This is a genomic window from Streptomyces sp. MMG1121 (assembly GCF_001280015.1).
Taxonomy (GTDB): Bacteria; Actinomycetota; Actinomycetes; order Streptomycetales; family Streptomycetaceae; genus Streptomyces.
This window is the reverse complement of the sequence record NZ_LGDV01000201.1, coordinates 212,516-233,538: the sequence shown is the minus strand read 5'-3', so window position 1 is coordinate 233,538 and position 21,023 is coordinate 212,516. Positions and strand designations below refer to the sequence as shown.

The 21,023-nt window shown below is 71.9% G+C and carries 15 protein-coding genes; 10 read left to right on the top strand and 5 right to left on the bottom strand.

Annotated features, from left to right (window positions below; all coding sequences use genetic code 11):
• Positions 1 to 95: 95 nt before the first annotated feature.
• Complete coding sequence (locus tag ADK64_RS26120; RefSeq protein WP_053662539.1) at positions 96 to 1,274, bottom strand: saccharopine dehydrogenase family protein; 1,179 nt, start codon at positions 1,272 to 1,274, stop codon at positions 96 to 98.
• Between the two features lie 90 nt (positions 1,275 to 1,364).
• On the opposite strand from ADK64_RS26120, the gene ADK64_RS26115 reads away from it, so the two are divergent.
• The 4 genes from ADK64_RS26115 to ADK64_RS26100 all read left to right on the top strand — a co-directional run bounded on the left by ADK64_RS26115 (position 1,365) and on the right by ADK64_RS26100 (position 6,535).
• Positions 1,365 to 1,751 carry an MmcQ/YjbR family DNA-binding protein gene (locus ADK64_RS26115; RefSeq protein WP_053662537.1) on the top strand — a complete coding sequence of 129 codons (387 nt, stop codon included), beginning with the start codon at positions 1,365 to 1,367 and terminating at the stop codon, positions 1,749 to 1,751.
• A 160-nt stretch (positions 1,752 to 1,911) separates the two neighbouring features.
• Positions 1,912 to 3,072, top strand: a complete 1,161-nt coding sequence (locus ADK64_RS26110; protein ID WP_053662535.1) for a CaiB/BaiF CoA transferase family protein — start codon at positions 1,912 to 1,914, stop codon at positions 3,070 to 3,072.
• Between the two features lie 35 nt (positions 3,073 to 3,107).
• The gene (locus tag ADK64_RS26105) at positions 3,108 to 4,322 is read left to right on the top strand and encodes an acetyl-CoA C-acetyltransferase (protein ID WP_053662533.1); all 1,215 of its coding nucleotides are present in this window, start codon (positions 3,108 to 3,110) and stop codon (positions 4,320 to 4,322) included.
• 41 nt (positions 4,323 to 4,363) lie between these two features.
• A complete protein-coding gene (locus ADK64_RS26100) occupies positions 4,364 to 6,535 on the top strand; it encodes a 3-hydroxyacyl-CoA dehydrogenase NAD-binding domain-containing protein (RefSeq protein ID WP_053662531.1) in 2,172 nt (723 codons plus the stop codon).
• On the opposite strand, the gene ADK64_RS26095 is transcribed toward ADK64_RS26100, so the two are convergent.
• Entirely contained in the window at positions 6,525 to 7,283 is a 759-nt protein-coding gene (locus ADK64_RS26095) for a MerR family transcriptional regulator (protein ID WP_053662815.1), read from the bottom strand. The two genes, ADK64_RS26100 and ADK64_RS26095, sit on opposite strands and share 11 nt — an antisense overlap.
• A 237-nt stretch (positions 7,284 to 7,520) precedes the next feature.
• Here ADK64_RS26095 and ADK64_RS26090 point away from each other — a divergent pair, with 237 nt between their 5' ends.
• Genes ADK64_RS26090 through ADK64_RS26080 form a run of 3 tightly spaced genes read left to right on the top strand, consistent with a single transcriptional unit; the run spans position 7,521 to position 10,447 of the window.
• Positions 7,521 to 8,987, top strand: a complete 1,467-nt coding sequence (locus ADK64_RS26090; protein WP_053662529.1) for an amino acid permease — start codon at positions 7,521 to 7,523, stop codon at positions 8,985 to 8,987.
• Between the two features lie 42 nt (positions 8,988 to 9,029).
• Positions 9,030 to 9,518, top strand: coding sequence for a macro domain-containing protein (locus ADK64_RS26085; protein WP_053662527.1), 489 nt, complete (start codon positions 9,030 to 9,032; stop codon positions 9,516 to 9,518).
• Positions 9,515 to 10,447: an adenosine kinase gene (locus ADK64_RS26080; RefSeq protein WP_053662525.1), complete on the top strand. Its 933-nt coding sequence runs from the start codon at positions 9,515 to 9,517 to the stop codon at positions 10,445 to 10,447. The genes ADK64_RS26085 and ADK64_RS26080 overlap by 4 nt, the downstream gene beginning before the upstream one ends.
• A gap of 12 nt (positions 10,448 to 10,459) precedes the next feature.
• Here ADK64_RS26080 and ADK64_RS26075 read toward each other — a convergent pair whose 3' ends face one another.
• Positions 10,460 to 11,953 (bottom strand): M1 family metallopeptidase, encoded by a 1,494-nt coding sequence (locus ADK64_RS26075; RefSeq protein ID WP_053662521.1) that lies wholly within the window; start codon positions 11,951 to 11,953, stop codon positions 10,460 to 10,462.
• Positions 11,954 to 12,164: 211 nt separating this feature from the next.
• Here ADK64_RS26075 and ADK64_RS26070 point away from each other — a divergent pair, with 211 nt between their 5' ends.
• Positions 12,165 to 14,132 carry a Xaa-Pro dipeptidyl-peptidase gene (locus ADK64_RS26070; protein ID WP_053662813.1) on the top strand — a complete coding sequence of 656 codons (1,968 nt, stop codon included), beginning with the start codon at positions 12,165 to 12,167 and terminating at the stop codon, positions 14,130 to 14,132.
• A gap of 503 nt (positions 14,133 to 14,635) precedes the next feature.
• On the opposite strand, the gene ADK64_RS26065 is transcribed toward ADK64_RS26070, so the two are convergent.
• Positions 14,636 to 15,550 (bottom strand): FAD-dependent oxidoreductase, encoded by a 915-nt coding sequence (locus tag ADK64_RS26065; protein ID WP_053662810.1) that lies wholly within the window; start codon positions 15,548 to 15,550, stop codon positions 14,636 to 14,638.
• A 101-nt stretch (positions 15,551 to 15,651) separates the two neighbouring features.
• Here ADK64_RS26065 and ADK64_RS26060 point away from each other — a divergent pair, with 101 nt between their 5' ends.
• A complete protein-coding gene (locus ADK64_RS26060; RefSeq protein WP_053662519.1) occupies positions 15,652 to 16,677 on the top strand; it encodes a hypothetical protein in 1,026 nt (341 codons plus the stop codon).
• 36 nt (positions 16,678 to 16,713) lie between these two features.
• The gene (locus ADK64_RS26055; protein WP_053662517.1) at positions 16,714 to 18,354 is read left to right on the top strand and encodes an ABC-F family ATP-binding cassette domain-containing protein; all 1,641 of its coding nucleotides are present in this window, start codon (positions 16,714 to 16,716) and stop codon (positions 18,352 to 18,354) included.
• A gap of 184 nt (positions 18,355 to 18,538) precedes the next feature.
• On the opposite strand, the gene ADK64_RS26050 is transcribed toward ADK64_RS26055, so the two are convergent.
• A complete protein-coding gene (locus ADK64_RS26050; RefSeq protein ID WP_053662509.1) occupies positions 18,539 to 20,953 on the bottom strand; it encodes a Tex family protein in 2,415 nt (804 codons plus the stop codon).
• Positions 20,954 to 21,023 lie beyond the last annotated feature (70 nt).

Here is a 21,023-nt window from a genome sequence, read left to right as displayed (position 1 = left end):
GAAAGACCCGGTGAGACTTTTCAGCGCCAGGCCGCGGAGGGATTGCGGGGGCGCGTCCGCAAACTCTCAAACGACAGGGAAGGCGGGGGCGTCGGCTACCCGCCGGCCGCCACCCGGAAGGTGATGCCGGCGGCGCTCAGCCGTCCGGTCAGGGCGTCGCCCATCGCCTGTGCCGTGGTGACCTGCCCGGCCGTCGGCGGGAGGTCGTCGAAGGCCAGGCACAGTGCCGCCTCGGCGAACATCTTCGCCGTCTCGTCGTAGCCGGGGTCGCCGCCCGCGACCTCCGTGTACACGCGCCGGCCGCCGCCCTCGCCCACGAAGCGCACCGAGAACCAGCTCCTGGACCGCTTCTCGGCGCTCGGCCCGCCCCCCGGCTCCAGCCGGTCCGACAACCAGCGCCGCGCGGGCGGCAGTTGGGCGGCGGTCAGCGCCGCGCCGACGGCGGCGAGCCCGCCGAGGGCGACCGGCAGATGCCGCACCGCCGCGTAGTGCCGGTAGCGGAAGTCCGGACCGTACCGCTCCAGTGCCCGTGCCGAACGCCGCACGGTCTGCGGGTCGAGGGTCGGCAGCGGCAGCGCCCACGCGCCGACCTCCGAGGCGAACCGTGGCGCGCCCGTCGGCGCCGTGACCCGGCGTCCCATCAGGCGTGGCTCGTGCCGCCCCCGTTCGCGCGCGGCGGCCAGCATCCGGCGGCCGCGGGCGACCTGGTTCAGCGCCGAGGCCAGGGTCCCGCCGGAGAAGGCCGCGTCGGCGGTGACGTAACCGTCCACGGTCAGCGGCACCCCCTGCGGCAAGTGCCGGACCGTGAAGTACACACCCAGGTCGTGGGGCACGGAGTCGAAGCCGCAGGCGTGCACCAGGCGCGCGCCCGTCTCCCGCGCGCGTGCGTCGTGCCGGACGTACATCAGGTCCACGAACTCCGGCTCACCGGTCAGGTCCAGGTAGTCGGCCCCGGTGTCCGCGCAGGCGGCGACCAGCTCCTCGCCGTACAGCACGTACGGCCCGACGGCCGAGGCCACTACGCGCGCGTGCTCGGCGAGGGAGCGCACCCCGGCCGGTTCGGTCACGTCGGCCCGCAGCACCCCGATGTCGGCGCCGCCGGGGAGCCGTTCGCGCAGCCGCTCCAGCTTCCGTGCGTCGCGGCCGGCCACCGCCCAGCGCAGACCCTCGGGCGCGTGCGCGGCGAGGTACTCCGCCGTGAGGGTGCCGACGAAGCCCGTGGCCCCGAAGAGCACGAGGTCGTAGGGACGATCCGTCCTTTTCAGCCTGCTCATGACACCCCTTGATCGTGCAGCCCGCGCCGCTGTCGGTGGCTGAGGCTAGCGTGAGGAGAGCGAGCGTCGACGACCAGCCCGGAGGCAGAGGTGGCCCCAGCCAGGAACGCGCTGAAGAAGCGGGAGCACGTACGCGAGTTCGCGCTGCGGCTGCCCGGCGCGGCCGAGGAGTACCCGTGGGGCGAGACCGTCGCGAAGGCCGACAGGAAGGTGTTCGTCTTCCTCGGCGTGGACGACGGCACTCACCCGCTGGGCCTCACCGTCAAACTCCGGGACGAGGCGGCCCACGCCCACGCGCTGACCGCCCCCCGCGCCGAGCCCGCGGGCTACGGTCTCGGCCGGGCCGGCTGGGTGCACATCCCGCTGGTGGGGGCGGGCGCCCCGGCGGCGGAGCTGCTGTGCGAGTGGGTCGAGGAGAGCTACCGGTCGATCGCGCCGAAACGCCTCATAGCGGAACTCGACGCGCGCGTCGAGTGACGCCTCCGGCCCCCGTCCGACGTTCACTCTCCCGGGTGATCGGCGCCTCGCCGGGCACTTGGCTAAGCGCTTGCTCGTTAGGTCTTGTGTCCGATGGAACGTGTTCTTAGCATCGCTGGTGTTACATCAGTTGTGTCACACAGGCTTGGGGGCTGGACGCATGACGACGGCACAGACGCCGACGACGCCGGGCAGCGGTCCGCTCTCCGGCGTGCGCGTGGTCGAGCTGGCCGGCATCGGGCCGGGCCCGTTCGCCGCCATGCTCCTCGCCGACCTGGGCGCGGACGTGGTCCGGGTGGACCGGCCGGGCGGCGCCGGCCTCGCGATCGACCCGGCGTACGACGTCACCAACCGCAACAAGCGCTCGGTCGTGGTCGACCTGAAGGCCCCGGACGGCCCCGCGCGCGTGCTGGACCTCGCCGAGCGGGCGGACATCCTCGTCGAGGGATACCGCCCGGGCGTCGCCGAGCGCCTCGGCGTGGGCCCCGAGGAGTGCCACGCCCGCAACCCCCGCCTGGTCTACGGCCGGATGACCGGCTGGGGCCAGGAGGGCCCCCTCGCCCACCGCGCGGGCCACGACGTGGCCTACATCGCGCTCACCGGAACCCTCGGCATGATCGGCCGCCCGGACGAACCCCCGGCCGTCCCCGCCAACCTGCTCGGGGACTACGCGGGCGGCTCGCTCTACCTGGTCGTCGGCGTCCTCGCCGCCCTGCACCACGCGCGCGCGACCGGCACGGGACAGGTCGTGGACGCCGCCATCGTCGACGGCACGGCCCATCTGTCGGCGATGATCCACGGCATGCTCGCGGCCGGCGGCTGGCAGGACCGCCGCTCCGCCAACCTGCTCGACGGCGGCTGCCCCTACTACGGCACGTACGAGACGGCCGACGGCAAGTACATGGCGGTCGGTGCCCTGGAGAGCCGCTTCTACGAGGAGTTCCTGCACCTGCTCGGGCTGGACGACCTGGCCCCCGCCCGCAAGGACTGGACCCGCTGGGGCGAGCTGCGTGAGCGCGTCGCCGCCCGCTTCAGGTCCCGCACCCGCGACGAGTGGACGGCTGTCTTCGAGGGCACCGACGCCTGCGTGGCCCCCGTGCTGTCCCTGCGCGAGGCCCCGCACCACCCGCATCTCGCCGCCCGCGGCACCTTCACCGACCACGGCGGCATCACCCAGCCCGCGCCCGCCCCCCGCTTCTCCGCGACCCCCACCGCCGTCCGCACCGGCCCGGCCCGCCCGGGCGCGGACACGGAGGCGGTGGCGCGGGACTGGGCGATACCCGCACGTGCGGACGACGCCCCGGTCACAGGCAGCGACTGACCCCGCTCGGCACACCCATCCCGAAAGGCACTCCAGTGAGCACCGAAGCGTACGTGTACGACGCGATCCGCACCCCGCGCGGCCGCGGCAAGGCGAACGGCGCCCTGCACGGCACGAAGCCCATCGACCTGGTCGTCGGCCTCATCCACGAGATCCGCGACCGCTTCCCCGGTCTCGACCCGGCCGCGATCGACGACATCGTCCTCGGTGTCGTCGGACCGGTCGGCGACCAGGGCTCCGACATCGCCCGGATCGCCGCCATCGCCGCGGGACTGCCGGACACGGTCGCGGGCGTGCAGGAGAACCGCTTCTGTGCCTCGGGCCTGGAGGCCGTCAACATGGCCGCTGCCAAGGTCCGTTCGGGCTTCGAGGACCTGGTCCTCGCCGGCGGTGTGGAGTCGATGTCCCGGGTGCCGATGGCCTCCGACGGCGGCGCCTGGTTCAACGACCCCATGACCAACCTCGCCGTCAACTTCGTGCCGCAGGGCATCGGCGCCGACCTGATCGCCACCATCGAGGGTTTCTCGCGCCGGGACGTCGACGAGTACGCGGCGCTGTCCCAGGAGCGCGCGGTGACTGCCTGGAAGGAAGGCCGCTTCGACCGTTCCGTGGTCCCCGTGAAGGACCGCAGCGGCCTGGTCGTGCTCGACCACGACGAGCACCCGCGCCCCGGCACCACCGCCGACTCGCTGGCGGGGCTCAAGCCGTCGTTCGCCGACATCGGCGAGCTGGGCGGCTTCGACGCCGTCGCGCTGCAGAAGTACCACTGGGTGGAGAAGATCGACCACGTCCACCACGCGGGCAACTCCTCCGGCATCGTGGACGGTGCCTCGCTCGTCGCGATCGGCTCCAAGGAGGTCGGCGAGCGTTACGGCCTCACCCCGCGCGCGCGGATCGTCTCCGCCGCCGTCTCCGGCTCCGAGCCCACCATCATGCTCACCGGTCCCGCCCCCGCCACCCGCAAGGCGCTCGCCAAGGCCGGCCTCACCATCGACGACATCGACCTGGTCGAGATCAACGAGGCGTTCGCCGCGGTCGTGCTGCGCTTCGTCAAGGACATGGGCCTGTCCCTGGACAAGGTCAACGTCAACGGCGGCGCCATCGCGCTGGGCCATCCGCTCGGCGCGACCGGCGCGATGATCCTCGGCACCCTCGTGGACGAACTGGAGCGCCAGGACAAGCGCTACGGCCTCGCCACCCTGTGCGTCGGCGGCGGCATGGGCATCGCCACCGTCGTCGAGCGCATCTGACCTCCCCGCGGAATCACCAGACTTCAACGGAGACCACTGTCATGACCGAAAGCACGACCATCCGCTGGGAGCAGGACGACACCGGTGTCGTCACCCTCGTCCTCGACGACCCGAACCAGTCCGCGAACACCATGAACGAGGCGTTCCGCGCCTCCGTCACGGCGATCGCCGCGCGTGCGGAGGCCGAGAGGGACTCCATCCGCGGCATCATCTACACCTCCGCCAAGAAGACCTTCTTCGCGGGCGGCGACCTCAAGGACATGATCAAGGCCGGCCCCGAGGACGCCCAGCGGGTCTTCGACACCGCGACCGAGATCAAGAACGCCCTGCGCCGCATCGAGACCCTCGGCAAGCCGGTCGTCGCCGCCATCAACGGCGCGGCCCTGGGCGGCGGTTACGAGATCGCGCTCGCCTCCCACCACCGCATCGCGCTCGACGCCCCCGGCTCCAAGATCGGCCTGCCCGAGGTCACGCTGGGCCTGCTGCCCGCGGGCGGCGGCGTCACCCGCACCGTGCGCCTGATGGGCATCACGGACGCCCTGCTGAAGGTGCTGCTCCAGGGCACGCAGTACAACCCGCGCCGCGCCCAGGAGAACGGCCTGGTCCACGAGGTGGCCGCCACCCCGGAGGAGATGCTGGCCAAGGCCCGCGCCTTCATCGACGCACACCCCGAGTCGCGCCAGCCCTGGGACGTCCCCGGCCACAAGATCCCCGGCGGCACCCCCGCGAACCCGAAGTTCGCCGCCAACCTGCCCGCCTTCCCGGCCAACCTGCGCAAGCAGACGGCCGGCGCCCCCTACCCGGCCCCGCGCAACATCATGGCCGCGGCCGTCGAGGGCTCCCAGGTCGACTTCGAGACCGCGATCACCATCGAGACCCGCTACTTCACCGAGCTGGTCACCGGGCAGATCTCGAAGAACATGATCCAGGCGTTCTTCTTCGACCTCCAGGCCGTCAACTCCGGCGCCAACCGCCCGAAGGGCATCGAGCCCCGCCCGGTCCGCAAGGCCGCCGTCCTCGGCGCCGGCATGATGGGCGCCGGCATCGCCTACTCCTGTGCCCGCGCGGGCATCGACGTCGTCCTGAAGGACGTCTCCGCCGAGGCCGCAGCCAAGGGCAAGGGCTACGCCGAGAAGCTGTGCGCCAAGGCCGTCGCCAAGGGCCGTACCAGCCAGGAGAAGGCGGACGCACTGCTCGCCCGGATCACCCCGACCGCCGAGGCGGCCGACCTCGCGGGCTGCGACGCGGTGATCGAGGCCGTATTCGAGGACACCGCGCTCAAGCACAAGGTGTTCCAGGAGATCGAGTCCGTCGTCGCGCCGGACGCGCTGCTCTGCTCCAACACCTCCACCCTGCCCATCACCACCCTCGCCGAGGGTGTGGAGCGCCAGGGCGACTTCATCGGGCTGCACTTCTTCTCGCCGGTCGACAAGATGCCGCTGGTCGAGATCATCAAGGGCGAGCGCACCGGCGACGAGGCCCTGGCCCGGGCCTTCGACCTGGTCCGGCAGATCAACAAGACGCCGATCGTGGTGAACGACTCGCGCGGCTTCTTCACCTCCCGGGTGATCGGCCACTTCATCAACGAGGGCGTCGCCATGGTCGGCGAGGGCATTGAGCCCGCCTCCGTGGAGCAGGCCGCCGCCCAGGCCGGCTACCCGGCCAAGGTGCTCTCCCTGATGGACGAGCTGACCCTCACCCTGCCGCGCAAGATCCGCAAGGAGACGAAGCGGGCCGTGGAGGAGGCCGGCGGCACCTGGACCGCCCACCCGGCCGAGTCGGTCATCGACCGCATGGTCGACGAGTTCGGCCGTCCCGGCCGCAGCGGCGGCGGCGGCTTCTACGACTACACCGAGGACGGCAAGAGGGCCGGACTCTGGCCGGGCCTGCGCGAGCACTTCACCAGGCCGGGGTACGAGATCCCGTTCCGGGACATGCAGGAGCGGATGCTCTTCTCCGAGGCGCTCGACACCGTGCGGCTCCTCGAAGAGGGCGTCCTGACCTCGGTCGCCGACGCCAACATCGGTTCGATCTTCGGCATCGGCTTCCCCGGCTGGACCGGCGGCGTGCTGCAGTACGTCAACGGCTACGAAGGGGGCCTGCGCGGCTTCGTGGCCCGCGCGCGGGAGCTGGCCGCGACCTACGGCGAGCGGTTCACTCCGCCCGCGCTGCTCGTGGAGAAGGCGGAGAAGGGGGAGCGCTTCAGCGACTGAAGTCCGGATCCGGTCCGCCCGCCGCGGATCCGTCCGATCCGCCGACCCACTCGCTCAGCTCTTCCCGCAGCGACCGCTGGAACGTCGTCAGCAGCGCCTGCACGACCAACGGGTGCATGTGCGCCGACAGGGACTTCACGTCCCGGGCGGCACGCTCGGCCACCTCGCCGCGGAAGAGCCGGGCCAGCTCGTGGGCCGCGGCGCGCGAGTGCTCGATGAGCACCTTGCGCGCCGCGAGGATCACCTCCTGCGACAGCGGTACGTCGAGCAGCTGCACGCCGAGCCTGAGCAGCCCGGAGTCGACGCGGTAGGGGCCGTGGTCCCCGTCGCCCGCCACGACGACGTTCATCGCCGCCAGCCGCTCCACGTCCTCGGCGGAGAGCGGCCGCCCGGCCCGCCGCTCCAGTTCGCGCCGTGACACCGTGTCCACCGCGTCCGGTGCCCAGGACGCCACCACCGCGCGGTGAATGGCCAGGTCGTGCGGGCTGAGGTCGGGCGGCAGCTGCCGCAGGTACCGCTCGATCGCCGCCAGCGTCATGCCCTGCTGCTGCAACTGCTCGATGAGGGCCAGCCGTGCCACATGCCCGGGGCCGTAGCGGCCCACCCGGCGCGGACCGATCTCCGGGGGCGGGAGCAGCCCCTTGCTGCCGTAGAAGCGGACGGTGCGGACCGTGACGCCCGCGCGCGCGGCCAGCTCGTCGATGGTGAGGGTCTGCTCCCCGGTGTCGCTCGTCGCGTCGGTCGTCATGTGCAGCAGTATCACTGTCTCACCAGAAGTGTGAAACCCATGGTGAACGTCCGGTGACCCTCGCGTTGATCGTGTGAGAAGTAACGCTGTGTGACGTGGACCACCGCGTACCGGCGGATCTTTCTGGGAAGCTGCTGATCTGGTCTGTGCCGCGACTCGACAGGGTGGCGGCCGGGCCGGCCCTGCACGACCCCCGGGCCCACGAGGCCCGGGCAATCAGGAAGTGGTACGACCCCCGTGAGCAAGGACGTCGTGGAATCGGCACAGGCCGCCTCCCGCCCCCAAGTGACCCAGACGCCCGCCGACGCGGGCGACGCCGGTTACAGCAAGGACCTCAAGGCCCGCCACGTCAACATGATCGCCATCGGCGGTGCCATCGGCACCGGCCTCTTCCTCGGCGCCGGTGGCCGTCTGCACAACGCGGGCCCCGCCCTCGCGCTGGCCTACCTGGTCTGCGGCGTCTTCGCGTTCTTCGTCGTGCGCGCCCTGGGCGAGCTGGTCCTGTACCGCCCGTCCTCCGGCTCCTTCGTGTCGTACGCGCGCGAGTTCCTCGGCGAGAAGGGCGCCTACGTCGCCGGCTGGATGTACTTCCTGAACTGGTCGACCACCGGTATCGCCGACATCACCGCGATCGCGCTCTACACGCACTACTGGAGCATGTTCACCTCGATCCCGCAGTGGGTCCTGGCGCTGATCGCCCTCGCGGTGGTCCTCGCCGTGAACCTGATCTCGGTGAAGATCTTCGGCGAGATGGAGTTCTGGTTCGCGATCATCAAGGTCGCCACCCTGGTGAGCTTCATGCTGATCGGCATCTTCCTGCTGGCGACCCAGCACGACGTCGACGGCACCAAGCCGGGCCTGAGCGTCATCACCGACCACGGCGGCGTCTTCCCGCACGGACTGATGCCGGTCGTCCTGGTCATGCAGGGTGTGATCTTCGCCTACGCCGCCCTGGAGCTGGTCGGTGTGGCCGCCGGCGAGACCGCCGAGCCGGAGAAGATCGTCCCGCGCGCGGTGAACTCGATCATGTGGCGCGTCGGACTGTTCTACGTCGGCTCGGTCATCCTGCTCGCCCTGCTGCTGCCCGGCTCGGTGTACTCGGCCGACCAGAGCCCGTTCGTGACGGTCCTGTCCAAGATCGGCATCCCGGCGGCCGGCGACGTGATGAACCTCGTCGTGCTGACCGCCGCCATGTCCTCGCTGAACTCCGGCCTGTACTCCACCGGCCGCATCCTGCGCTCCATGGCCATGTCCGGCTCCGCGCCGAAGTTCACGCGCGTGATGAGCCGCAGCCAGGTGCCCTACGGCGGCATCCTGCTGACCTGCGCGGTCTGCGTGCTCGGCGTCGGCCTGAACTACCTGGTGCCCAGCCAGGCCTTCGAGATCGTGCTGAACGTCGCCTCCCTCGGCATCATCAGCACCTGGGTGATCATCATGCTCTGCCACATGATCTTCGTCCGCCGCGCCCGCGCGGGCCTGGTGACCCGGCCGCACTTCCAGCTGAAGTTCAGCCCGTTCACGGAGATCGCCACGATCGTCTTCCTGCTGGTCTGCCTCGGCATGATGTGGAACGACGCCGAGGTCGGCCGCAAGACCCTGCTCCTCATCCCGGTGATCGCCGTGATGCTGGTCGCCGGCTGGTTCGGCCTGCGCCGCTGGGGGTCCAAGAACACCGGCGAGGAGCCGGCGCAGCTGACGAAGTAGCAGCTCAGAGCCACTGTCAGTGGCATCGCCTACGGTGGCGTCATGTCGGGGATCACATACATCCGAGGTGACGCCACCGTTCCGTCGGTCAAGGGCGCGAAGGTGATCGCCCACGTCTGCAACGACATCGGCGGCTGGGGGAAGGGCTTCGTCCTGGCGCTCTCGCGGCGCTGGCCGGAGCCGGAGAAGGCGTACCGCGCCTGGCACCGCGACCGCGCGCACAACGACTTCGGGCTGGGCGCCGTCCAGCTGGTGCGGGTCGAGCCGTATGTGTGGGTGGCCAACATGATCGGCCAGCGCGGGATCAGGACGGGCAGCAAGGGGGTCCCCGTCCGCTACGAGGCGATCGACACCGCGCTCACCCGCCTCGCCGGCGAAGTGATCGAGCGGGGCGCGTCCGTGCACTTGCCCCGCATAGGCTGCGGCCTCGCGGGCGGGAAGTGGTCCCGCGTGGAGCCGCTCATCGCCGAGCGCCTGGTGAAGCGGGGGATCGTTGTGACGGTCTACGACCGCGGGGAGGGTGGGGGATGACCTCACGGGCGGGTGGGACAGGGACGGGTGCGACGGACGTCCTGGTGCTGGGAGGGGCCGGCGTGGACACGATCATCCACGTCCCCGAACTGCCCCTGCCGTACGCCGACAGCTACATGATCGACACCGGGATCCGCACCCGGGCCGGGCAGACCGGCGACTTCGTCGCGGTCGGTCTCGCCGCCCTCGGCCTGCGCGCCCACCACCTCGACCTGCTCGGCGACGACTCCGAGGGCGACCTCGTGCGCGCCCTGCACCGCGAGCACGGCATCGCGCTCACCGCGCTCCCGCAGCCCGCCGGGACCAGGCGCGCGGTCAACCTCGTCGGCCCCGACGGCCGCCGGCTGTCCCTGTACGACACGACCCGCGCCCGCCCCGGCGACCGCTTCCCGGAGGACACGCTGCGCGCGCTCGCCGCAGGCAGCCGGCATGTCCACGTGACCATCACCCAGCCCTGCGCCGAGGCCCTGCCGGTGCTGGCCGCGACCGGCGTCCCCTTCTCCACGGATCTGCACGACTGGGACGGCGAGAATCCCTACCACGAGCCGTTCGCGCTCGCCGCGGACCTCGTCTTCCTGTCGGCCGCCGCCCTGACCGATCCCGGGCGGACCCTGCGGCGCATCGCCGAGCGGGGCCGGGCCCGGACCGTGGTCGCCACCGCCGGCGCCGAGGGCGCGTATCTGCTGGCCGACGGCGAGCTGACCCGCGTGCCCGCCGAGACCCCGCCCGCGCCGGTGGTCGACTCCAACGGCGCGGGCGACGCCTTCGCCGCCGCGTTCCTCTACGGCCGTCTCGCTGGCGAGCCGCCCGCGACCTGTGCGCGCTACGGCGCGATCGCGGGGGCCCACGCCTGCACGGTCCCGGCCTCCCGCGCGGACGCGATAGACCGGGACCAGCTGCTGAAGCGGGCGGCCGGGCCGAGACCCTGACGCGGGCCCGGGTCAGCGCCCGTGGCCGCCGTGCGCCGCCTCGATCTTCTTCCACGACCTCGGCTGGGCCACCGTCGCGCCCGCCTCGGCCAGGGACACGGCGCGGGCCGCGGACAGGGCCGGCTTCGACGGCTGGAACAGCCAGGTGTGGAACAGCGCGGCGAGGGGCTTGCCGGACACCTGCTCGGCGTACCGCTGGAAGTCGGCCACCGAGGCGTTGCCGTACGCGTGCTCCTTCGGCCAGCCCTTCAGGATGGCGAAGAACGCGTGGTCGCCGACCTCGTTGCGCAGCGCCTGGATCGCGGCCGCTCCCCGGTCGTAGACGGCGTCGTCGAACTGCTTGTCCGCGCCCGGGTCACCGGGCTTGACCGTCCAGAACGGGTCGTCGGCCGGGTGCGAGGCGTACACGTAGTCGGCGAGTTGCTGCGCGGTGCCCTCGCCCTCGTGCTCGGACCACAGCCACTGCGCGTACGTCGCGAAGCCCTCGTTGATCCAGATGTCCTTCCAGTCCTTCAGCGACACGTCGTCGCCGTACCACTGGTGGGCCAGCTCGTGCACGACCACCGAGGCGTTGGCGCCCTTCGCGAACTGCTTCGGGCTGTAGTAGACGCGGGTCTGGGTCTCCAGCGCGTATCCGGTCGTGGTGTTCGGCACATAACCGCCGGCCGAGCTGAACGGATACGGCCCGAAGTAGCCGCTCAGCCAGTCGACCAGCTCCCCGGTGCGCTCCACGCTCGCCCGCGCGGCCCCGTCGTTGTCGCCGAGGTCCTTGCTGTAGGCGTTGATGACGGGCACCCCGCCGTCGGAGGTGCTGGTGGTGATGTCGAACTTGCCGATGGCGAGCGTGGCCAGATAGGTCGCCTGCGGCTTGTTCTGCCGCCAGCTGTAGCGGGTCCAGCCGAGCTGCGAACTGGTCGCCTGGAGCGTGCCGTTGGAGATGGCCTGGGTGCCGTCCGGCACGGCCACCGACACGTCGTAGGTGGCCTTGTCGCTCGGGTGGTCGTTGCTCGGGAACCACCACCAGGCGGCCTCGGGCTCGTCCGCGGCCACCGCGCCGTCGGGCGTGCGGTGCCAGGTGTTGAAGCCGTAGGCGGTCTTCGTCGACGGGACCCCGCTGTAGCGGACGGTGACCGTGATCGGCGTGCCCTTGGCCAGCGGCGTCTTCGGCGTGATCACCAGTTCGTGCTGCTGGGAGTGCGCGAAGGCGGCCTTGGCGCCGTTGACCCGCACCTCGCTGACGTCCAGGAGAAAGTCCAGGTCGAAGCTGGACAGATCCTGCGTGGTCTTGGCCAGGATCGTGGCCGTGCCCTGCAACTCGTCCGTCTTCGGCTGGTACTTCAGCCGCAGGTCGTAGTGCGAGACGTCGTAGCCGCCGTTGCCGTAGTACGGGTAGTAGGGGTCGCCGATGCCCGGCGCGCCGGGGGTGTAGCTCGCGGCCGATGCCGGGATCGCCAGCAGGAGGGAGGCCGCCGCGAGTGCGCCCGGCGCGATGATTCTGCGGTGCACGTCAGCTCCAAGTCGTCAGGAGTGCAAGTCCGTTCGGTGGATCTGTTCGGTGGATCTGTTTGGTGGATCTTTCCGGAGCCTATTCATTCCCTGTGACCCCTGGCTTGTCCACAGCCCCTGCTGTCACACGATCGCCATTCAGCCGCCAGGCGTCACCCCGACGCCGTGAAGCCCTCTTCTGCCGGGGAGTTGACCGATGTACCGTCCGCGCATGCCGATACGCACGCGCTTCACGATCTGGAGACGGCTCGCGACAGCGGTCGCCGTCATCCTCACGGCCGCCTTCCTCACCCCGGCCGCCGCACAGGCCGCCGGCCACGGGAGCGGGACCACCCGCGAGAGCCGGCCCGTCTACTCCTACGCCCACGCCATCCGCGAATCCGTATGGGTGGACACAGGTCTGGACGGAGACGGTGACGGCAGGACCGACCGGGTCGCCGCCGACATCGTCCGGCCCGCAGAACCCGCCCGGCAGGGCCGCAAGGTGCCCGTCATCATGGACGCGAGCCCCTACTTCTCCTGTTGCGGGCGCGGCAACGAGAACCAGGTCAAGACGTACGACGCGCAGGGGCACGTCGTCCAGATGCCGCTGTTCTACGACAACTACTTCGTGCCCCGCGGCTATGCCTTCGTCGGCGTCGACCTCGCCGGTACCGACCGCTCCGACGGCTGCGTCGACGTCGGCGGCCGCTCCGACGTCCAGTCCGCGAAGGCGGTCGTCGACTGGCTCAACGGCCGCGCCAGGGCGTACACCAGCCGCACCGGGACGAAGACCGTCAAGGCGAACTGGACCAACGGCAAGACGGGCATGATCGGCAAGAGCTGGGACGCCACGATCGCCAACGGCGTCGCCGCCACCGGCGTCAAGGGCCTGAAGACCATCGTCCCGATCAGCGGCATCTCCTCCTGGTACGACTACTACTTCGCGCAGGGCGCCCCGCTCTACGACGGCGGCCCCGCCGACCTGGCCGGTGTCGTCGAGAGCGACGCGGCCAAGGCCCACTGCGCGGCCGTACAGAAGAAGCTGGTCGACGGCAGCCCGCGCAGCGGCGACTGGACGTCGCTGTGGACCGAGCGGGACTATGTCAAGGACGCGGCCAAGGTGCGCGCGAGCGTGTTCCTGGTGCACGGGATGCAGGACCTCAACGTCCGCACCAAGCACTTCGGCCAGTGGTGGGACGCCCTGGCCGCGCACGGCGTCGAGCGCAAGATCTGGCTCTCCCAGACCGGGCACGTCGACCCCTTCGACTACCGGCGCGGCGCCTGGGTCGACACGCTGCACCGCTGGTTCGACCACGAACTCCTCGGCTACGACAACGGGATCGACCGGGAGCCGATGGCCGACATCGAACGCCATCCCGACCAGTGGGTGACCTCCCGGACCTGGCCCCCGCAGACCACCAGCCCCACCACCGTGCACCCGGCCTCCGGCACCACGGCCGGCGTCGGCACGCTCGGGCTGCGCCCGGCCACCGGCACCGCCACCTTCACCGACGACCCGAAGCTGAGCGAGACCGACTGGGCCGCGCACCTCACCACGCCCACCCCCGACAAGGACGGCTTCCTCACCGCGCCGCTCACCCATGACCTGCGGCTGTCCGGCTCGTCCGAGGTGACGGTGACCGCGACCTCGACCACCACCTCGGCGCACCTGTCCGCCGTCCTGGTCGACCTCGGCCCGGACACCATCCGCGACTACGCCGACAGCAACGAGGGCATCACCACCCTCACCAACCGCACCTGCTGGGGCGAGAGCACGGCCGGGGACAGCGCCTGCTTCAAGGAGACCAAGGCCAAGACCGTCAAGGTCGACTACACCGTGTTCAGCCGGGGCTGGGCCGATCTCGGCCACTACGCCTCGCTCGGCAAGGGCGTTGCGCTCACCCCGGGCAAGGCGTACACGATGACCCTCGACCTCGCGGCCACCGACCACGTCGTGCCCAAGGGACACCGGCTGGCCCTGATCATCGCCGGCACGGACAAGGACCTCATCGACCCGCCGTCCACCAAGCCCACGCTGACCGTCGACCTGTCCGGCACGACGGCCCGGCTCCCGCTGGTGGGCGGCGCGGCGGCCTTCGCCCGTGCCACGTCGGGCGGTGCGGTCACACGGCCCACGCCCGGCCCCCTGGCCGGTGTCCGTACCCCGGCCGCCCTCCAGCACATTCCCGCGAACTGACAACGCAGGCGGCCGGGAGCACGGTTCCCGGCCGCCTGCCACAACGACGACCGCGAGCAGGGGTGCCCGCCCAAGGAACGTGGCCCAAGCGGAGAAGCCCGTCGGCCGAAGCGCGGTCCGCTCCCACGCACTGCTCCGCCGCGACGCACGGCCACGAGGCGAGCAGGGCCCCACGCCGGGCCGACTGCCTCTGCGGCCCCACCAGCACGACGCGAACGCCCGGGCGAACGAGTGCACCACTCACCCGTTTTGTCGGACCTCGCCCGCCTTCGCCCGCCCGGAACCGGCTGCCGCAGGGCCGGCACCCGAGTCGCCCGAGATCGCGTCCCGCCCGTCAGCCGAGCCGTCCGCGCCCGCCGCTGCCCTGCCGGTCCCCGGCCCCCGGTCCCCGGTCCCCGGTCCCCAGTTCCTGGTCCTCAGTTCCTGGTCCCCGGTCCCCAGCCGCCCGGCAACGCGCCCCGCCCTTCCCTTCCACCGAGCCGCCCGCACGGCCCCGGCGCTGGTCAGGCACTCGGGAAGGCCAACCCCGCTGCCTCCCGTGCGCATCCCCACGCCACCGTCACCCCGGCCCCGCCGTGGCCGTAGCTGTGGACCAGGACACGGCCGTCCGGTAGGGGGCGGCGTTCCAGTCGTACCGAGTTCCGGGCCGGGCGCAGGCCCACGCGGTGGGTCAGGATCCGGGACCCGGCGATCTCCGGGCGGATCTCCGCGCAGCGGGCGACGATCGCTGTGGCGGTGGCCGGGTCGGGTTGCAGGGACCAGTCGTCCTCCTCCGCCGTACCGCCCAGGAGCAGCCCGCCCGGCTGTGGGATGAAGTACGTGGAGGCGGCCGAGGAGTGGTCGACAGAGGTGAGCCACGTCGTGATCCCGGGGTTCTCCACGACGACCAGCTGCCCGCGCACCGGGCGCACCGCAGGGTCCCGTGCCAGCGAACGGGCACCCAGGCCGGTGCAGTTGACGACGACCCCGGCGGGGACGGCGGCCAGGTCGGTCACCTCGCGGAGCTCCACCGCGCTGCCCGCTTTCGCCAACCGCTCGCGCAGCCACGCCAGATGCACCGGCATGTCGATCACCGGCAGGCGCGCCGTCAGTCCGTCGGCCGTCTGACGCAGTCCCGGCACCCGGGCCACCCAGTCGCCCAGCTCGTCCAGCCGGGTCCCTCGGTGTACGCCGTCGACCAGGCGTACGCCCGTCTCCTCCGGCCGCCGCGCCTGCTCCTCGTACACGGCGAGGGACTCCAGCGCCCACGCACCGACCAGCGGCTCGGGTTCGATGCGGTACGGCCACCACAGGCCGCCGGCGACCGCCGAGGTCGTACGCTCGGCGGGCTCCCGCGCCCACACCCGCACCCGCCGCCCGGACTCGGCCAGCAGCACGGCCGTCGTCAGCCCGACGATCCCGCCTCCGACCACGATCACTTCGTCGTTCGGCTCGCTGTCCACGACCGGACCATAGGCCCTGCCCGGACGAATATGTCATGCTGCGCTCACACCCGTGCCGGTGTGGGGATACTCACAGCATGTCTGCCGCATACGCGACCTTCGGCCTGGCACCGGCGACCCGCGTCGGCGCGGTCCTCGCCGACGGGGGCTACCAGGTCCACCGCGACTTCGTGGACTTCGTCGTGGACGGACGTCCGCTGCTGTTCCAGCTCTCCGACCTCGATGCCGTCTCCCCGCTCGCCTCGGACATCCCGCCCACCATCTTCACCGAGCAGGTACGCGCGCTGCTCCTGGAGGCCGAACCGCCGCTCCCGGACGGCCGGTTCGTCATCTACGGCTGCCCCGAGTGCGAGGACCTGGGATGCGGCGCGGTCACCGCCGTCATCGAGCGCGACGGCGAGGACTACGTCTGGCGGGACTTCGCCTGGCAGACGGACGAGCACGCAGACCTGGAACTCAACGGCTACCACGGCATAGGGCCGTTCCGCTTCCACGGCCCCGAGTACCGCGCCGCCCTGACCGCCCTGAGCGAGGGTCCGCCCCGCCGCCGCGTGCTGCTGATCGGCGCCCGCGTCGCCGTCCTCGCCCGGCTGGCCGCCGCGCTGCGCACCATCGGCATCGGCGCCGACATCACCCAGGACGCCCGGGCCGTTTCCGCCGGGGAACTGAGCGACTACGGCGCGGTCGCCTTCGGCCGCGCGGTCGGCGAGGCCGAACGGGCCGCCGTACTACGGGCCTTCGAGCACGCCGGGATCGAAGTCGCGGCGGTGGACGGGCTCGCCCCGATCGTGCCGCTGCTCGTCGCCCAGATCGAGCACGCCCTGGACCGCGGCCCGCTCGCCCGGCGGCTGCTGACCGGGCTGACCGCCGCCGGATGCGCCGCGGACGTGGACGTGAGCGCGCGGTGCCGGGTGCGGATCACCGCGTACCGCCTCGGCCGGTTCCACCGCATCCGCGCCCAGGAGGTGTACGACGGCGTCCTGGAACCCGGCCGGCACCGCCTCGCCCTGGATCCGCGGGCGGTCAAGGGGGAGGCGTACGTCGTCGCCCGGACGGCGGGAGGTGTGCTCGCGGCGCCGGTGAGCGGCGGGAAACGGAGCTGAGAGCAGGGCGCCGGGCCCATTAGGATCGGCATCCTGATGACTGCCACCCTCGTCGCCAAGAACCTCGCCGCCGGGCACGGCGACCGCTCCCTCTTCTCCGGGCTGGACCTCGTCGTCGCGCCCGGCGATGTGATCGGACTGGTCGGTGCCAACGGCGCGGGCAAGTCCACCCTGCTGAAACTGCTCGCCGGGCTCACCCCGCCCGAGCAGGGCGAGCTGCGGCTGTCCCCGCCCGCCGCGACCGTCGGCCACCTCCCGCAGGAGCCGGAGCGCAGGCAGGGGGAGACCGTCCGGGAGTTCCTGGCCCGCCGCACCGGCGTCGCCGAGGCGCAGCGGGTGATGGACGAGGCCACCCAGGCCCTGGTCGACGGCGCACCCGGCGCCGACGACGCCTACGCGGTGAGCCTGGAGCGCTGGCTCGACCTGGGCGGCGCCGACCTGGAGGAGCGCGCGGAGGAGGTCGCCGACTCCCTCGGCCTGGCCGTCGACCTGGATCTGCCGATGACCTCCCTCTCGGGCGGACAGGCGGCCCGCGCCGGCCTCGCCTCGCTCCTCCTGTCCCGCTACGACGTCTTCCTGCTGGACGAGCCCACCAACGACCTCGACCTCGACGGCCTGGAACGCCTGGAGCGCTTCGTCACCGGCCTGCGCGCGGGCACGGTCGTCGTCAGCCACGACCGCGAGTTCCTGACCCGCACGGTCACCAAGGTCCTCGAGCTCGACCTCGCCCAGGGGCAGATCAACCTCTTCGGCGGCGGCTACGAGGCCTATCTGGAGGAACGCGAGGTGGCCCGTCGGCACGCCCGTGACGACTACGAGGAGTACGCCGACAAGAAGGCCGCCCTCCAGGACCGGGCCCAGACGCAGCGGGCATGGATGGACAAGGGCGTGAAGAACGCCCGGCGCAAGGCCGGCAACGACAACGACAAGATCGGCCGCAAGTTCCGCAGCGAGGCCAGCGAGAAGCAGGCCGCCAAGGCCCGGCAGACCCAGCGCATGATCGAGCGCCTGGAGACGGTCGAGGAGCCGCGCAAGGAGTGGGAGCTGCGCATGGAGATCGCCTCAGCCCCACGCTCCGGTGCGGTCGTGGCGACCCTGCGGGACGCCGAGGTCCGGCGCGGTGACTTCACCTTCGGCCCGGTGTCCCTGCAGATCGACTGGGCGGACCGGGTCGCGATCACCGGGGCCAACGGCGCCGGCAAGTCCACCCTGCTCGGCGCGCTGCTCGGCCGTGTCCCGCTCGACTCGGGCCACGCCGCCCTCGGCTCCGGCGTCCTGGTCGGCGAGGTCGACCAGGCCAGAGCGCTGTTCCACGGTCCCGAGGCGCTGCTCGACGCCTTCTGCGCGGCCGTACCGGACACCGAGCCGGTCGAGGTGCGCACGCTGCTCGCCAAGTTCGGCCTGAAGTCCGACCATGTGCTGCGCCCGGCCGCGACCCTCTCCCCGGGCGAGCGCACCCGCGCCGCCCTCGCGCTGCTCCAGGGCCGGGGAGTGAATCTGCTGGTCCTGGACGAGCCGACGAACCACCTCGACCTGCCCGCCATCGAACAGCTGGAGTCGGCCCTCGACGCCTACGAGGGCACCCTGCTCCTGGTCACGCACGACCGCCGCATGCTGGACGCGGTCCGGGTGACCCGCCGGCTGGAGGTGGCCGACGGCAAGATGACCGAGCGCTAGCCCGGCGGACTTCGTCAGAGCGCGCGACGGCCGCCTGACGGACCTCAGGAGAAGCGGTCCGCGGCTCCTTCGTCGCCCGCCCCCCCGTGACCGGTGCCGACGTCCCAGGTCGTGACGCGTGTCGTCGGGACACGGTCACCGTACGGCAGGAGGCCGGGGCCGCCCTGGCCCCGGCCCCGCCCGGTCAGCGCTTCTTCGGGTCCAGCAGACCCGCGCGGCGCAAGGCGTCGGCCATCGCGCTGTTGGCCGGGGCCGGCGCCTGCCGTCCGCCCCGGTCGCCGCCGCCACGGCCCTGCCGCTGGCCACCCTGACCCTGGCCGCCCTGACCCTGGCCCTGCCCGCCCTGCCGCTGCTGGGGCGGCCGGCCGCCGCCGCGCTGCTGCCGGGGGCCGCCCTGGCCCTGCGGTGCCGCCTCGTCGTCCAGGCGCAGGGTCAGCGCGACGCGCTTGCGCGGGATGTCCACGTCCAGGACCTTCACCTTGACGATGTCCCCGGGCTTCACGACGTCGCGCGGGTCCTTGACGAACGTCTTCGACATCGCCGAGACGTGCACCAGGCCGTCCTGGTGGACGCCGATGTCGACGAACGCGCCGAAAGCCGCCACGTTGGTCACCACGCCCTCCAGCACCATCCCGGCGGACAGGTCGGAGATCTTCTCCACGCCCTCCTTGAAGGTGGCCGTCTTGAAGGCGGGACGCGGGTCGCGGCCGGGCTTCTCCAGCTCCTTGAGGATGTCGGTGACCGTCGGCAGACCGAAGGTGTCGTCCACGAAGTCGGCGGGCCGCAGCGAGCGCAGCGCCCCCGTGTTGCCGACGAGGGAGGCCACCTCCTGGCCGCTGGTCTTCACCATGCGGCGCACTACCGGATACGCCTCCGGGTGCACGCTGGAGGCGTCCAGCGGGTCGGCGCCACCCCGGATGCGCAGGAAGCCCGCGCACTGCTCGTACGCCTTCGGGCCGAGGCGCGCCACCTTCTTCAGCTCCGCACGCGAGGTGAAGGGGCCGTTGGTGTCCCGGTGCGCCACGATGTTCTCGGCGAGGCCGGAGGAGATGCCGGACACCCGGGAAAGCAGCGGCACGGACGCGGTGTTGACGTCCACCCCGACGCCGTTCACACAGTCCTCGACCACCGCGTCCAGCGAGCGGGACAGCTTCACCTCGGACAGGTCGTGCTGGTACTGGCCGACGCCGATCGACTTCGGGTCGATCTTCACCAGCTCTGCCAGCGGATCCTGCAGGCGCCGGGCGATCGAGACCGCGCCGCGCAGCGACACGTCCATGTCGGGCAGCTCCCGCGAGGCGTACGGCGAGGCCGAGTACACGGACGCGCCCGCCTCGGACACCATCACCTTGGTGAGCTTCAACTCCGGGTGCTTGGTGATGAGTTCACCGGCGAGCTTGTCGGTCTCGCGGGACGCCGTGCCGTTGCCGATGGCGACCAGGTCGACCGCGTGCTCCTGGGCGAGCCGGGCCAGTTTGGCCAGGGCCTCGTCCCACTTGTTGGCCGGGACGTGCGGGTAGATCACGTCCGTGGCGACGACCTTGCCGGTCGCGTCGACCACGGCGACCTTCACGCCCGTACGGAAGCCCGGGTCCAGGCCCAGCGTCGCACGCGTGCCGGCCGGGGCGGCCAGCAGCAGGTCGCGCAGGTTCGCCGCGAAGACGTTCACCGCCTCGTCCTCGGCTGCCGTCCGCAGCCTGAGGCGCAGGTCGATGCCGAGGTGGACCAGGATGCGGGTGCGCCAGGCCCAGCGGACCGTGTCGGTCAGCCACTTGTCGCCGGGGCGGCCCCGGTCGCCGATCCCGAACTTCGAGGCGACGATCCCCTCGTAGGAGGAGGGACCCTCGGTTGCCTCCTCCGGCTCCAGGACGAGGTCGAGGACCTCCTCCTTCTCGCCGCGCAGCATCGCCAGGATGCGGTGCGAGGGCAGCTCGGTGAACGGCTCGGTGAAGTCGAAGTAGTCGGCGAACTTGGCGCCCGCCTCCTCCTTGCCGTCCCGCACCTTGGCGGCCAGCCGGCCTCGCCCCCACATGCGCTCGCGCAGCTCGCCGATCAGGTCGGCGTCCTCGGAGAAGCGCTCGGCGAGGATCGCGCGTGCGCCGTCGAGGGCGGCCTGCGGGTCGGCGACGCCCTTGTCCGCGTTCACGAACGCGGCGGCGGCCGCCAGCGGCTCCACCGTCGGGTCGCCCAGCAGGCCATCGGCCAGCGGCTCCAGACCCGCCTCGCGCGCGATCTGCGCCTTGGTGCGCCGCTTGGGCTTGTACGGGAGGTAGATGTCCTCCAGCCGCGCCTTGGTCTCGGCGCCGCGGATGCGGGCCTCCAGCTCGTCGGTGAGCTTGCCCTGCTCCCGCACCGACTCCAGGATCGCGGCCCGCCGCTCCTCCAGCTCCCGCAGATAGCGCAGCCGCTCCTCGAGCGTGCGCAGCTGCGCGTCGTCGAGCATCTCGGTCGCTTCCTTGCGGTAGCGGGCGATGAAGGGCACCGTCGAACCGCCGTCGAGCAGCTCCACCGCGGCCTTCACCTGCCGCTCCCGTACGCCGAGCTCCTCGGCGATCCTGCCTTCGATGGACCCTACTTCGATGGACCCGGGTGTCGTCACGATCCCGTACCGCCTTCTCCACTGAGGTTGCGCGGCAATTGTGGCAGGTGACACCGACAACCGGTGATCA

Excerpts from the sequence above, each read along its gene's own strand:
- ADK64_RS26120 (WP_053662539.1), bottom strand. The coding sequence starts at position 1,274 with ATGAGCAGGCTGAAAAGGACGGATCGTCCCTACGACCTCGTGCTCTTC.
- ADK64_RS26110 (WP_053662535.1), top strand. The coding sequence starts at position 1,912 with ATGACGACGGCACAGACGCCGACGACGCCGGGCAGCGGTCCGCTCTCC.
- ADK64_RS26100 (WP_053662531.1), top strand. The coding sequence starts at position 4,364 with ATGACCGAAAGCACGACCATCCGCTGGGAGCAGGACGACACCGGTGTC.
- ADK64_RS26095 (WP_053662815.1), bottom strand. The coding sequence starts at position 7,283 with ATGACGACCGACGCGACGAGCGACACCGGGGAGCAGACCCTCACCATC.
- ADK64_RS26085 (WP_053662527.1), top strand. The coding sequence starts at position 9,030 with ATGTCGGGGATCACATACATCCGAGGTGACGCCACCGTTCCGTCGGTC.
- ADK64_RS26080 (WP_053662525.1), top strand. The coding sequence starts at position 9,515 with ATGACCTCACGGGCGGGTGGGACAGGGACGGGTGCGACGGACGTCCTG.
- ADK64_RS26070 (WP_053662813.1), top strand. The coding sequence starts at position 12,165 with ATGCCGATACGCACGCGCTTCACGATCTGGAGACGGCTCGCGACAGCG.
- ADK64_RS26060 (WP_053662519.1), top strand. The coding sequence starts at position 15,652 with ATGTCTGCCGCATACGCGACCTTCGGCCTGGCACCGGCGACCCGCGTC.
- ADK64_RS26055 (WP_053662517.1), top strand. The coding sequence starts at position 16,714 with ATGACTGCCACCCTCGTCGCCAAGAACCTCGCCGCCGGGCACGGCGAC.